The organism is Paenibacillus sp. 1182 (assembly GCF_017833915.1).
GTDB lineage: Bacteria > Bacillota > Bacilli > Paenibacillales > Paenibacillaceae > Paenibacillus > Paenibacillus polymyxa_D.
On the sequence record NZ_JAFICR010000007.1, the window covers coordinates 217,512 to 230,669 of the forward strand.

The window sequence follows — 13,158 nt, forward strand, 5'->3', positions numbered from 1 at the left end:
CTCTCCTCAAATTTTTGGACCGGGAAAGAGTATTAATCAAGGAAGAAACAAAGCGTTTCCGGGAATCACCGCTTTCGCTTCATGCTGACTTTCCCACATTAGACGTGCCATCGTGTCGCCTTTTTCATCATAGTATTCTACTTTTAAATCTACCATTTTGCCTGCTTCCAAAGTCATACTGCCTTTACGCTCTGTCCAGCTTTGTTTGAACCAGCTGTCAATCACCAACTTGCCGTCTACCCATACACGGATACCATCATCGGATATCGTGGTGAACGTATAGGTCTCGCTATATTGCGGTTTGATTTTACCCGTCCAGCGAACCGAGAACTGATCGGCATTCACCTTAGGGTCAGCTGCATTGGCACGCCAGTTGTAGTCCAGCTTGCTATCTGTACGGATCAAAACAGGACTTCCATTCAAATTCATATTGTTAAAATATTCGCCACGCAACCCGTTCACATATACCACATCAGGAACAGAAGGAGGAGTCGGAGCTGGGGGAACGATCACTACTGGCGGAGCCGGGATAGGCTCACTTTGTCCCTCGTCCGGTAAGGTCGGTATATCTGTCCCAGGTGGTTGAATCGTTTCCAATCCATTCTTCACATCATCCCGCGTCAAACTCCTCGAATCATTCATATAATCCTGAATTTGATTTGTTGTGTTATTCTCAGTCAGCATCTTGCCCCAAGTCATGGAATATACCCATTTAGGTTGAGCCTGCAACACCTCAGAACTAGGCATCTCACCGTGCTCCCCAATGGCAATCGGCTTATTCCGTGCCAGCCCAAGCAGACCTTCGTAATGACTTTGCTTAAAATCATTGTTGTAAATATCTACTGCCAAGATGTCCACTCTGTCATCCCCCGGGTATTTCGGGGTGTACGGGACAGTATACGAATTGGGCGCATTCGGACTCCATACCCACAGCAGATTGTTCAATTGATGTGTGTTGGTAAAACGGTCGTACATGATATTCCATAGCTGATTGAAATTATTTTTGTTTCCCCACCAGAACCAGTCGCCATTCATCTCGTGGTAAGGTCTCCACAAAACCGGAACCCCTGCATCACGAAGCTGCTTTAACGATACAGCGACCTTATCCAGATCGGCAATGAGGAGGTTATACTGCGTAGTACCTGGGGTCACGTATTTGTTGAACTCTGTCTGACTTACTTTCGCCTGTACATTGGCCCAAGTCAGTGGCCTACCTGGTAGCGCTTCATGAAAAGTCATCGTCACAATACCACCGGATCTGTCCCAACGGATAGCACTATCGACGACATTTTTACGTTGCGCTGCTTCTGTAGCGTCAGATTGACCAGAGATAGCTCCCATCTCATAGCCGTGTACACCTACATATGCCTGACTGATTTTTTGGACCTTGTTACTTAATTCATCCGGACTTTCCAAATAATCATGCTGACCGGTGACTATTTTTTTCCCTGAGATGTTGAGTAAATAATTGTATAGTTCACGGGCCTGAATAGAAGCGTCCGAATTAACAGGTTGTAATGAAGCGGCATTCGCCACAGACAGAGAATCACCAAAACCGACGGGCAACAATGAAAAAAGTATAACAACGGGGAGTACATGACGTATCAGTCGATACAGAGGAATAAAATTGAATCTCACTTTCGCTCTTCCTTTCGGTAGCCAGGCTGCCATCCTTGTGGAAGGCCCTTTAGCTTTGCGTACCTGCCTTTCGACAGGGCTGCGTTTATCGTTGGAAGGAGTTTGGATTCCTTCTTACCCTAAGTATCGACTTTATTTTACCAAAATTTAATAGGTCATGTTCATGAATTTACAGGTTTTCGCCCAAATTCGACAGTTTGGGCCATGAATTTTCATGAATTTGTCTTTTTTTCGTTTTCACGAAAATAATTATGAGATAAATTGGTGACGGGAAATTTCATTCCAATCCATACAAAAGCGGACAATATCCTCTTCAACCAATTCAGAGCCAGTCTGCACCTCAATAAAATCCACATCGGTCACAGCCAAAATGCTATGCTTCGTCCCTTCAGGAATGCGGACTACATCACCAGCCTTTACTTTGTGTAGCTTCTCATTCAAAATAATTTCCGCTTCACCGCTAATAATGGTCCAGATTTCACTCCGTTTGAAATGAAGCTGGTAGCTGATATTTTTGCCTTTTCGTACGCGGATTCGTTTGGTCAATACCTCGTTACCCTCGTCATATTTGACATAATCCACAACCCGATACTGCCCCCAACGACGTTCTTCATACATTGGACGCTGATCATGAGCCTTGAGCACTTCTTTAATACGAGGACTTTCTGCCTTATTGGTCACAAGAATGCCATCCGGGCTAGCGGCTACAATCAGATCATTCGTTCCAATGATCGCCACAGGAATGTCCAACTCGTTAATAAGACTCGTATTGACGCAATCCTCCGTTACTACACCTCTGCCCACTTGTTGATTAGACATTTCTTCTGTGAGCGTATTCCAAGTACCTAAATCCTTCCAAAAACCATCATACGGAAGAACTACAATGTCCTTTTCCTTCTCGACTACTTCATAGTCAAAACTGATTTTTTCCAGAGATGCGTATTGCTTTTGCATTTCTTCATAATTCAGCGGCAATCCCTTGGATGCCAAGATATCCAGCAAATAACTTAATTTGAACGCAAAAACCCCGCAGTTCCATAGAGCATTGCGTTCAATCAGACGCTCCGCCTGCTCCCGGTCGGGTTTCTCTTGAAAATGGCTCACTTCGCGGTAGCCAGTGCTACCTTGGGTGGCATCGTTTTTCGGAATAATGTAACCATATTTCTCTGAAGGATAGGAAGGGACAACCCCGATTAATGCAAGCTTGCCTTCACTCTCCTGAAGCGTATGTTCCAGTTGGGCTACGGAGGCGAAGAAAGCATCCTCAACATAAGGATCTACAGGCAATATAGCTACAATTTCATCAGGTGAAACACCCGCAATGGAATATAAATAAGTCGCTGTCAGCGCAATCGCAGGAAAGGTGTCTCTGCGTTCTGGCTCAACAATGATACGCGTATTCGGCCCAACCTGACTCTGGATCATTTCGACCTGTGCTCTCCCTGTCGCAATAAACGAGGATTCTGATAATCCGTTGTCTCCCAATTGTCTCCATACCCGCTGTACCATGGATTCCGAAGTCCCCTCCGGGCTCTCCAGTACCTTCAAAAATTGTTTGGAACGGGAATCGTTGGACAAAGGCCATAATCTTTTACCGGAACCACCAGACAAAAGTACGAGCTTCATAACTCTCCACTTCCTCTCTATAATGTATGGGTGATCGGATGGGGCAGGGTTGAGTAGTCCGCTACGGGCTGGATTTGATCTTACGATCGCTGTTGGACCGGGATTCATTCGATTATATAAAATCGTATATAGGTTTGAATCCCGGTACAAAGGCGAACGCTATCGCTTCTCCAGATTCAAATCCACCCCTGCGCTACTCAAAAATGCATCATGCCGATCATATCGTTTATTGCAAAAGGCGCGACCGGACATTATTAAGTCCGGTCAGCCTGTAAAAATCTCACGCCTTCGGCAACAGCAATGGCGTCTTTGCGTCGCAGGAGCAGCATAGCGTATCCGCATGGTAGTGCTTGCTCCACAGGGGCGGCGCAGCGGCGCTTGACCGGAAGGAGCGGCCTCAACGGTGCCGCTCCTTCCGATACGCCCTTCCTACTCCCATCCCATAAGGTGGGAGTTTAAAAACTGTGACTCCACGGCGGAAAGCAGCGGAGCGGGCAGAATTGTTCTGAAGAAGCGTCAGCGTTTGCCTTTACCCCCGGATTTTAACCTTTGAATGTTTTATACAATCAAGAAAATACGGAGGTAACAGCAATCGGAAGAACAATCTGCACGCGCAGCGCCTCCCCCACCACCACAGTCACTTTTTAAACTTCCACTTTATCTCTGTTCCACCCACTCATCCGCGGACGACCCACGGAATAGTATTCCAGCCCGGAGCCTTGAATCTGTTCCTCGGCGAATACGTTACGACCGTCAATTAGAACCGGTTTGCGCAGAAGGGAGGCCAGTTGTACGAGATCGACCTTTTTGAACTCTTCCCAATCGGTCAACAGGCACACAGCGTCGCTACCTTCGGCGGCTTGCTGTGGGGATGAGCACCACACAATATTCGGGTGATCCACGTGCTCCTTGAATTTATCCATCGCAATGGGATCATACAGTTTGACAATTGCGCCTGCCTGAATGAGTGTTTCTACGATTTCCAGTGCTGGAGCTTCGCGGATGTCGTCTGTATTTGGCTTGAAGGCGAGGCCCCAAATGCCAATCGACACACCGTTCAGTTGACCCAGCGATTCACGCAGCTTGGATACAATCATAAAGCGCTGGTCGGTATTCACCTCGACCACCGATTTCAACAACTTAAATTCATAGTCTACATTACCCGCAATTTGGATAAGCGCATTTGTGTCTTTTGGAAAGCAAGAGCCACCATACCCGATCCCTGCTTGTAGGAAAGAGGAGCCGATCCGTTTGTCCATACCCATGCCATCAGCCACACAGGTTACATCGGCGCCAACCTTTTCGCAAATATTAGCGATTTCGTTAATAAACGAAATTTTAGTTGCCAGGAACGCATTGGACGCGTATTTGATCATTTCAGCACTACGGATATCCGTCACATAGATTTTATCCGTGAACACCTGATGCAGAGTGACCATTGTTTCACGCAATCCAGTATTGTCCAAACCAATAATGATGCGATCCGGATGAAGCGTATCATTGATGGCTGAGCCTTCTCTCAGAAACTCCGGCGCAGATACGATATCGAAAGACAAACTCGTGTGACGAGCCAATACGTCCTTAATCTTTTCGTTCGTTCCGACAGGTACAGTACTCTTGGTCATAATAATCTTATACCCGTTCATGGCTTTCCCAACATCAGCAGCCGCCTGTTCAATGTAGGACAAGTTCGCCTCGCCGTTAGCCAGAGAAGGCGTACCTACCGCCAAAATGACGATATCCGAGCGGCGTACCGCATCAGCCAAATCCGAAGTAAACTCCAATCGACCTGCTTCCAGATTCAGCGCGATCAATTCCTCAATACCCGGTTCATAAATCGGAGATTCTGCCCGGTTCAACATGTCGATTTTGTACTGCTCCAGATCGACACAAATCACCTCATTACCTTTTTGCGCAAAACATACACCCGAGACGAGCCCAACGTATCCAGTACCAATTACAGCCAGCTTCATTCCGTTCATCCTCCTTTTAGAAAGTTCACATAGGCTTGTTCTACATACTTTTTCAGTTGATCCTTGAAGTTATCTTCATCAAATTTGCGGGCATGGGTAATGATATCGTCCACATTCCATGCATGCTGCTCGACCTTTGCGACGGCCTCTAGCACATCCTCTACTTGATGCTTGCGGAAAAATACGCCGTTCACATGAGGAACAATCGTATCCAGCGCTCCCCCACCCTGAAAAGCGATGACAGGCCGTCCGGCCGCATTCGCCTCCAAAGGCGTAATACCGAAGTCCTCTTCGCCCGGAAAAACGAGCGCTCGGCATTCTGCCATCAGCTTGTTAACCTCTTCGTCCTCAAGCCTGCCGAGGAACTCAATGTTCGGGGCAGCCATACCTTCGAGTCGTTTACGATCTGGTCCTTCACCCACAATGCGCAGCTTGAGACCGTTACGTTTGAATGCTTCGATCGCGAGATCGATGCGCTTGTAGGACACCAATCGGGATACGATCAGGTAATAGTCACCGATGTTTGTAGCGCGTTTAAAACGGGATGTATTAATAGGTGGGAAAATGACATCCGAATCCCTTTGGTAATAGTGCAAAATTCTTCTTTTAACAACCGAAGAGTTGGCGACAAACTGGTCTACGTTGCGCGAAGTTTTGGCATCCCATGTTTTCAACCGGTTCATGTACAGCTTTAGCATGTTTTTGAGCAGGTTGGATTTGGACTGCCGGGCCATATATGTATCGTAATCCCAGGCAAACCGCATCGGTGTGTGACAATAACAAATGTGAAACGTATGTTTGGGTACCTGGATGCTTTTCATAAATGCACTGCTGGAGCTTAAAACAATATCGAAATCCCTAAAATCAAAATCACGGATAGCGATGGGATATAGCGGCAGCACTCCTTTGAAGTTGGCCTTCACTCCTGGGACTTTTTGTAGCCAAGTGGCTCTAATATCCGCATCTTTCAAGTTACGCGACAGGCGGTCGTCGCTGAACACCGTTGTGAAGATAGGAGCCTCCGGATACATATCGTGGAATACCTCTACTACCCTTTCCGCTCCGCCCATTTGGATTAAGTAATCGTGTGCTATCGCTATTTTCATCTAAATCATCCTTTAACGCGAATGTCGGTCAGACTCCTGCCAACAAACCCTTATAGTAATGAACTATATCCTTAACTGTGTTCTCGATGACAAAATGCTTCTTGACCCGTTCCATCCCTCTCTCACCCATCTGCTGACGTTCCTGTGGATGCTCCAACATCCAGCGGATGGCTTCTTCCAGCTTAGCCGGGTCACCCGGTTCAATAAGTAGCCCGGTTTCATGGGGTACCACCGTTTCCTTGGGTCCACCCTCATTGGAAGCAATCACTGGGAGACCAGCAGCCATGCCTTCAATAATGACCTGACCGAATGGTTCTGGTGTAATAGAGGTATGAATCAGTAAATCACAACGCTGCATCAGGCCTTGAATGTCATCGACGTGCCCCAGCAGATTGACATTAGCCAACCCGTATTCGCGCATCGTGGACTCTAATCGTTGCTTGTATTCCTCTTCTCCGAACAATGCATCTCCAGCCAGCCAGAATTTCACGCGCTGATCTGGTAAAAAGGAACGTGCCGCTTCCAGTAAAATATGTTGTCCCTTCCATTCCGCCAATCTGCCGACCAATACGACGTTAAACGAGTCATCACCACGTGAATGCGCAGCCGTGTCACGTGCTGTAATTGCTTTGGCAAAAGCGGAATAAACGACGAGCGTCTTTTTGTCCGGGGGTAACTCCAATGCACTCAGCGTGGACTTGGAATTGGCAATCACTCCGTTGGGCAAAAAGCGGGACATCAGCCGAATCCCTTTGGCTACAATCGGCTTCAGATACGGCGGACCGATGTGATCACGGATATGCCAGATCAAGGGCAGCTTCGCCGATTTGGCAGCTACTGTACCATACAGTGCAGACTTGAGCGAGTTCGTGTGAACGCACACGACCTTTTCCTCACGCAGCAAGGGCGCAAGTTTTCTACCGTATGCCAGCAAACGAAAAGCTGCTGCAGGCGCACCTAGATTCACGGCGTTCCGTCCCCGATTGCGAATCGAATCGTCCAATGGAACGATGCGCACATCAATATCACGCTGCCGAAGCCGATCTGCCAAATCGCCCTCCTCTGCCAAAATAACGAGCGGGTCGATATGTTCCCCGATATTCGTCAGTATGTTATACAAAGCGACTTCGCCGCCGCTCCATCTTGCCGTATGGTCAATATAAGCTACTCTCATCATTTCGCCGCCGCCTTTCTGTCAAGGACCTGTCGGAACACCTCTTCCACCTGCTCCGCTACATGTCCCCATGTATATCTGCTCAGGACATGGTCCCGGCATTCCCTTGCATTCGGTAGAAGTTCACGATGATCCAGCACACGCAGCAACCCTTCAGCAATGGCTTCACTGTCCGTTCCCTGGAACAATAGCTCGGGACGGAATCCCCTTAAAATTTCCTTGCTACCGCCCACAGGAGTGGCCAGCACTGGCAGTCCCGAAGCCATTGCCTCCACCGTGATCAGACCGAAACCTTCCAGCGCCTGTGTAGGTACGACGAACAAATTCGATGCTTGGTGGTACAGTGGAAGCTCCTCATCCGACACATAACCGAGCAGCCTTACATGGTTATGAAGATTGTATTCCGCTACCTTGGAAGCCAATTCCTCCATCAAGGGGCCCTTCCCTCCAATCAGCAGCAGATGATCAGGATGACGCTCGGTTACTCGTCGCCATGCTTCGAGTAGCTGTAGCAGTCCCATTCGATTAACAAGACGACGAACGGTTAGCACAATCGTCGCGTTTTGCGGCAAATTCAGACGCTCTCGTACTGCTCCCCGATCCTCTGCTGGGTGGAACCTTTCTACATTCGCCGCTCCGGGAATAATGTGAATTTTGCTGAGTGGAACCTTATAGTGCTCATGCAAAATATCCCGAAAAGTCTCGCTTAGCACTATAAATTTATCCGACAGACCGTAGGCCTTCATTTCAATGGATTTAGCCAACGTCGTTTTTAGAAAATGCTTGATACCCTGTCCTTCAATCTTCATTTCCTCCGTCCACGGTCCGTGAAAGGTGGTAACTACCGGGATTCCTCTTTTTTTCGCCTCCAGCGCTGGCCCGACACTATAGGGAGCAAAATGGGAATACAATATATCCATCGGTTGCTTGTCGAACAACTCTGCTGCATATTTTTGCATTAGCTCCCGGCGCTTCCAGATGGATTGCTGCTTGCTGCCAATCGTATGAATCCGAATACGGTCGGGTGCTTGCGGCTGCTCGTCACTACAGATTAGAGCATCCAACGTATTGCGCTCTAACGTAAGCTGCTCACAGATCGATTGGAAATATGTGTTGAGGCCTCCTGGCTGCAAAGACGGCCAGCTCAACCCCGTTGCCGCAATACGAAATCCGTTATTGTACGACATAGCTGGTTTCTCCTTTCTGCTCGGTATGTCCGTCATCCACGATTTCTATCTTTTTTCGCCGCTTGGTTAGCTCATAATGCTTGAAGCAGACGAGAAACTCATACATCACCCAGAAAACGGCTACGGCAAAACCCGCCAATCCCTTGCGGTATAAGCCTTGGACAAAATACTTCTGCACAAAGCGGGCAGGAGGCCGCCACAACAGTCTGGTCATCCGAAAGGATCTTCCTTTGTTAAACGCCGTCTCTGCTTCCAGATCTGTATATTTATTAAAACGGGTCATATGATCACTGATGCTGCGGAAGCCGTAGTGCCATAACACACCCTCCAGATTGACAATCTGGGAAGAGGCTACATCCGGCATTTCATGAACAAGACTATTCGTAATGCCATAAATACGACGATTGTACAAACGAACCAGATATTCGCCTTTATTCATCCATTTGCCGAGAAAATCACCAATCCGAAATACGGAATATGCTTTGGCCGGATCGTGGAGCGTTTCTTTTACTTTCAACAAATCTCCAAGCAACTCTGCATCCACTACTTCGTCCGTATCAATCAGGAATATCCAATCAAATTCCGCTTTTTCAACACCAAACATGCGCTGCTTGGCATAACCGGGCCACGGGTTAGAAAACACCCGACAGCCCAAGGATTCAGCTACCTGAATCGTATTGTCCTTGCTCCCTCCGTCAATGACGACGATATCGTCCGCAAAGGGCTTGCAGGATTTAATGGCGGCTGTGATTCGAGTGCCATCATCCTGAGCGATAATAACTACGGATATCCGGTTGTCCGCGGGAACGCTAGACATGTGGTTCATTAGCGGGTGCCTCCTTCTTTATCTAACCGTTAACTGGCTTTTTCCGGATGTAGTGTGACATCGTTGATCGGAGCCATTGAAAATCTTGTTTGGAAATAAGCAGTCTTGGAATCTTCATTTTTAGAACGAATTTAACATTACATAAAATGAAAATGAACCGTAGAATCCCCGAAGACAGCATTGCTATCCCTGCACCCGTCAATCCATATCTCGGCACGAGTATGGACAGCAATGGAATGACGAGCGCCAATCCGACACCCTGTAGAATGGTAACCAGTTTGGGCTTACCCAACGCCATAAATTGTTGTGCCAGCACCATGGTCCCTCCACTGATAGCAACCTCAAGCACAAGGAACCGGAATACCGTAAGCGCTTGTTTAAACTCTTGACCATATAACAATGTAAATACGAACGGAGCAATCAGCATCAGCATCATCGCAGCCAGAAAGGTTGCTGTTGATGTCACTCGAAATGCCCGAAATGTTATGTCCACCGCCTCTTCCTTATTCAGACCAGAGGCTTTGGGAAACAGCACGACAATGATCGAGGTAGAAAATACATTCACCATCCTGGCCAAGCTGACCGCTACTGCATATAAACCGAGATCAGCGGGTCTGAGCAGACCCGCAATCAAAATCTGATCAATATAAGTGGAAACCTGCCCCATGAGATCATTTCCGTATGAACCCATACCGTAGGTAAAGAGATTTTTAAATTGCGTCCAGCTGTTCTTTACCTTGGGTTTGTACAGCCGAATCATTCGTATCGTGACACCGATATAAATCGGCAAGCCTGGTAGTAAATAAGCCAATGCCGAGGTGTACGGATTCATATTTCCGGTTAGGATCAGAATCGCCAGACCCAGCAACGTACTTAGCGGTACCAGATACCGGAATAAATTGTACTGCTTATATTCCGAGCGAACTTGAAGCAATGCATTATTGATCTGTGAAATCGCTATGAGCGGACACATCATCATGGAACACTGCGCGAAAAGGATGACCGATGAAGAAAAAGAGCGCAGCCAATAAGGAATTAGAAATACTCCGACGAGTGTCGCCAAGCCCCCGAACATGGTAGCCAGCAACAAGGCCAAACCATACAGCTTGCCCGTTTCCTCCGGTTTCCTTTTCGCATTGTAAATCAATGCAGAAGGGACACCGAAGCTCATGCAGAAGGCGAGAAATTGAGACCAGTTCACCATCGCTGTCTGTTCCCCGCGTCCAGTAGGACCCAGGAATCGTGCCGTTAGCACACCAGTCAGCATGTTCACGACGAGAATCAGCATACTGAATATCATCGTTTTTACTGCTGCAGAGCTGTTATCCTTGCTTTTGGCAAACCGAATCACTGTGGACCATAGTGTCCGGACAGGTGCGGATAATGCTTGTAAGTTTTGCACAGCCTTTACCTTCTTTCCGCGATGACATCTTTTGCCCATAGTCCTATTCCGATCATCATCCAGATCAGATAGCCGCGCATACCCGGGAAACCATTATCCGATATGAGACTGGCTACAGCTCCAGCCCACGTAGCCAACGCCAGTCTGATATAAGGCTGACTGGAATCTCGTTCGGCAATACGGACGAGAAGGCGCTTGATGATAACGAACAGACCACCGAAGAAAAAGAATGCTCCGAAAATACCGAAGGTGAGGAAAATGGCAATATACCCATTATCCATAATCCCAAGTTCACCGAGATCGCCGCCGTTATCAAGCTTGGTTCCGATTCCTACACTCCCGATCCCCTGCCCGACTGGATTGCTAGTAATCGCCGGAAGCATCGTATGCAGTAAATCCAAACGCTCGTTGTACGAATGATCCTGTTGAATATCCGTCAACGTCTGCATACGAGCCACCAAACCCTCTGCCCCTGGAAGTTTTGGAACAATAATGTAGAGAAGAAGACCGACGACAGCTAGTTGAACCAAGGTCTTCCACTTCCCCTTGGAAGATGAACTGAGAATATAAGCCAGCAACATGACGAATGCAATTAGCCAGGCTGAACGTACCAGCGTGATTAAGAGACAAACGACCGTCAGCAGGATTCCGATCCATCCCAAAGTGCCACGCCAACGTTTTTCCATTAGCATGGGTACAAGTGCCATTGCCAGGAAAATAGCGCACGGACCGGGCGAGTTCATGGAAGAAAATACTCTGATTTGAAGTGGTTCTGGAACACCAATGGAATTCATTTCTACATGATTCATCCAAAATGCATCCCACGGAGGCACCGTCAAGTACTGGATAATGCCGTAAATTGCCACAAGAACAGCAATGTTGGCATATGAATACAGCAGTCGGTCCAGCTCCTTCGCCTTCATGGGCTTAATCGCAAGATAAGGCAACAGGATCAAAGGAACCACATAATTGGCTAAATCATAAGCAAAAACAATACCATTTTTGAATAACCCGACGACACTTCCGTAGGCCAATTCCATGCCGAAAAATACAGCAATTCGGGTTAATGGCTTTTCCGCCAGATGAATACCCCGCAGCACAGGAATAATCAACATGCTGCTTACCAGCAGCGGTGCCACACTCAACAAGGAAACCGAGTGGTAGGTTCCCTCCAACCAATCCGCAATACGGCGGATTTCCGGGCCTACTGCCCACACTACCAGCGTGTAAGGAATCAGTAGCCGGGATTGCAAGATCGCCAGCAGGAAGGCCGGAAAAACGAGCGCCAGCAATATGGCTCCCTGCTGGCTCATGGTGGGATTCATCTTGGCGCTGGCAAATCCGATGGCGAGTGGCAGCATACAAGCCAGCAACCCCATGCCGATCATGCCGATTCCACGCCGATTTCCTAGCCAAACGGAAATCTGCTGATCTGCCAACCGACTCATGTTTCTCACCCCTGACCTCCCTTCATCCGCTTCCGCTTGAACATCTCCTTAAACAGCAGAACGAGAAATTGGGAATCCTCAATCAAATATCTTTTCCACAATCGTTTAGGCTCCTGAGACAATCTCCAGAACCATTCAAATCCCGTCTTCTGCATCAGCTCCGGTGCTCTTTTCACATTTCCCGACAGGAAATCAAAGGTCGCTCCCACCCCAATCGAAATCGGAGCGCGGTAAGTCTCATAATATCTGTAAATCCATTTTTCCTGTTTAGGTGCGCCTACACCAACAAAAACGATGTCCGGGCGAGCCTCTTGCAGCAATTGGACAATGTGTCTGTTCTCCTCTTCGTTTTTCTCAAATCCATAAGAAGGAGAGTAACAGCCCACCACGTTCATGTTCGGATAAGATTCCTGGAGATTGAGCATAGCCTTCTCAGGAATACCGTCAGCTGCACCCAGAAAAAATAAACGATAGCCTCGATCCTCAAAAGCCTCCCCCAACCGAGTGAACAAATCTGACCCGGACACTTTTTGTTTGAGGGGCTTTTTCAGTAACTTGGACGCCCATATGATAGGCATCCCATCGGCCACTACAGCTCCGGCATCTGAATACACCTTGCGGAATTCATCATCCTTGCGAAGCTTGATCACATGATCGACATTACAGGTCAAAATGTAGGAATGACGCTGATGTTCAATAGAAGTATCTATAAATTCGAGTAGATCATTAAAATCGTAATTATCAAAGTTGACATCGAACATGTTCACTCTGCTCATGG

Annotated in this window: 11 protein-coding genes and 1 riboswitch; all 11 genes read right to left on the reverse strand. The window is 47.7% G+C overall.

Translation table 11 applies throughout. The annotated features are described in order from the left end of the window. Positions 1-36: 36 nt before the first annotated feature. Positions 37-1,638: a glycosyl hydrolase gene (locus tag JOD82_RS16090; RefSeq protein ID WP_209949663.1), complete on the reverse strand. Its 1,602-nt coding sequence runs from the start codon at positions 1,636-1,638 to the stop codon at positions 37-39. 13 nt (positions 1,639-1,651) lie between these two features. Then, a riboswitch (cyclic di-GMP riboswitch) is annotated at positions 1,652-1,732 on the reverse strand. A gap of 155 nt (positions 1,733-1,887) precedes the next feature. Continuing rightward, entirely contained in the window at positions 1,888-3,264 is a 1,377-nt protein-coding gene (locus JOD82_RS16095; RefSeq protein WP_029516201.1) for a sugar phosphate nucleotidyltransferase, read from the reverse strand. Positions 3,265-3,518: 254 nt separating this feature from the next. Beyond that, positions 3,519-3,665, reverse strand: coding sequence for a hypothetical protein (locus tag JOD82_RS16100; RefSeq protein WP_176715759.1), 147 nt, complete (start codon positions 3,663-3,665; stop codon positions 3,519-3,521). Between the two features lie 243 nt (positions 3,666-3,908). Next, positions 3,909-5,237 (reverse strand): UDP-glucose dehydrogenase family protein, encoded by a 1,329-nt coding sequence (locus JOD82_RS16105; protein WP_029516200.1) that lies wholly within the window; start codon positions 5,235-5,237, stop codon positions 3,909-3,911. 5 nt (positions 5,238-5,242) lie between these two features. After that, positions 5,243-6,343, reverse strand: coding sequence for a glycosyltransferase (locus JOD82_RS16110; RefSeq protein WP_029516199.1), 1,101 nt, complete (start codon positions 6,341-6,343; stop codon positions 5,243-5,245). Between the two features lie 28 nt (positions 6,344-6,371). Beyond that, positions 6,372-7,520: a glycosyltransferase family 4 protein gene (locus JOD82_RS16115; RefSeq protein ID WP_029516198.1), complete on the reverse strand. Its 1,149-nt coding sequence runs from the start codon at positions 7,518-7,520 to the stop codon at positions 6,372-6,374. After that, positions 7,517-8,704 carry a glycosyltransferase family 4 protein gene (locus JOD82_RS16120; protein WP_029516197.1) on the reverse strand — a complete coding sequence of 396 codons (1,188 nt, stop codon included), beginning with the start codon at positions 8,702-8,704 and terminating at the stop codon, positions 7,517-7,519. Before JOD82_RS16120 ends, JOD82_RS16115 begins: the two co-directional genes overlap by 4 nt. Further along, positions 8,691-9,530 (reverse strand): glycosyltransferase family 2 protein, encoded by an 840-nt coding sequence (locus tag JOD82_RS16125; protein WP_039269533.1) that lies wholly within the window; start codon positions 9,528-9,530, stop codon positions 8,691-8,693. The genes JOD82_RS16120 and JOD82_RS16125 overlap by 14 nt, the downstream gene beginning before the upstream one ends. A gap of 22 nt (positions 9,531-9,552) precedes the next feature. Next, on the reverse strand, positions 9,553-10,932 hold the full coding sequence (locus JOD82_RS16130; protein WP_029516196.1) for a lipopolysaccharide biosynthesis protein: 1,380 nt from the start codon (positions 10,930-10,932) through the stop codon (positions 9,553-9,555). A gap of 5 nt (positions 10,933-10,937) precedes the next feature. Next, complete coding sequence (locus JOD82_RS16135; protein WP_209949664.1) at positions 10,938-12,380, reverse strand: O-antigen ligase family protein; 1,443 nt, start codon at positions 12,378-12,380, stop codon at positions 10,938-10,940. 5 nt (positions 12,381-12,385) lie between these two features. After that, positions 12,386-13,156 (reverse strand): WecB/TagA/CpsF family glycosyltransferase, encoded by a 771-nt coding sequence (locus tag JOD82_RS16140; RefSeq protein ID WP_013309155.1) that lies wholly within the window; start codon positions 13,154-13,156, stop codon positions 12,386-12,388. Positions 13,157-13,158 lie beyond the last annotated feature (2 nt).

Coding starts and splice junctions, on each gene's coding strand:
- JOD82_RS16095 (WP_029516201.1), bottom strand. CDS start 3,264: ATGAAGCTCGTACTTTTGTCTGGTGGTTCCGGTAAAAGATTATGGCCT.
- JOD82_RS16105 (WP_029516200.1), bottom strand. CDS start 5,237: ATGAAGCTGGCTGTAATTGGTACTGGATACGTTGGGCTCGTCTCGGGT.
- JOD82_RS16110 (WP_029516199.1), bottom strand. CDS start 6,343: ATGAAAATAGCGATAGCACACGATTACTTAATCCAAATGGGCGGAGCG.
- JOD82_RS16115 (WP_029516198.1), bottom strand. CDS start 7,520: ATGATGAGAGTAGCTTATATTGACCATACGGCAAGATGGAGCGGCGGC.
- JOD82_RS16120 (WP_029516197.1), bottom strand. CDS start 8,704: ATGTCGTACAATAACGGATTTCGTATTGCGGCAACGGGGTTGAGCTGG.
- JOD82_RS16125 (WP_039269533.1), bottom strand. CDS start 9,530: ATGAACCACATGTCTAGCGTTCCCGCGGACAACCGGATATCCGTAGTT.
- JOD82_RS16135 (WP_209949664.1), bottom strand. CDS start 12,380: ATGAGTCGGTTGGCAGATCAGCAGATTTCCGTTTGGCTAGGAAATCGG.
- JOD82_RS16140 (WP_013309155.1), bottom strand. CDS start 13,156: ATGAGCAGAGTGAACATGTTCGATGTCAACTTTGATAATTACGATTTT.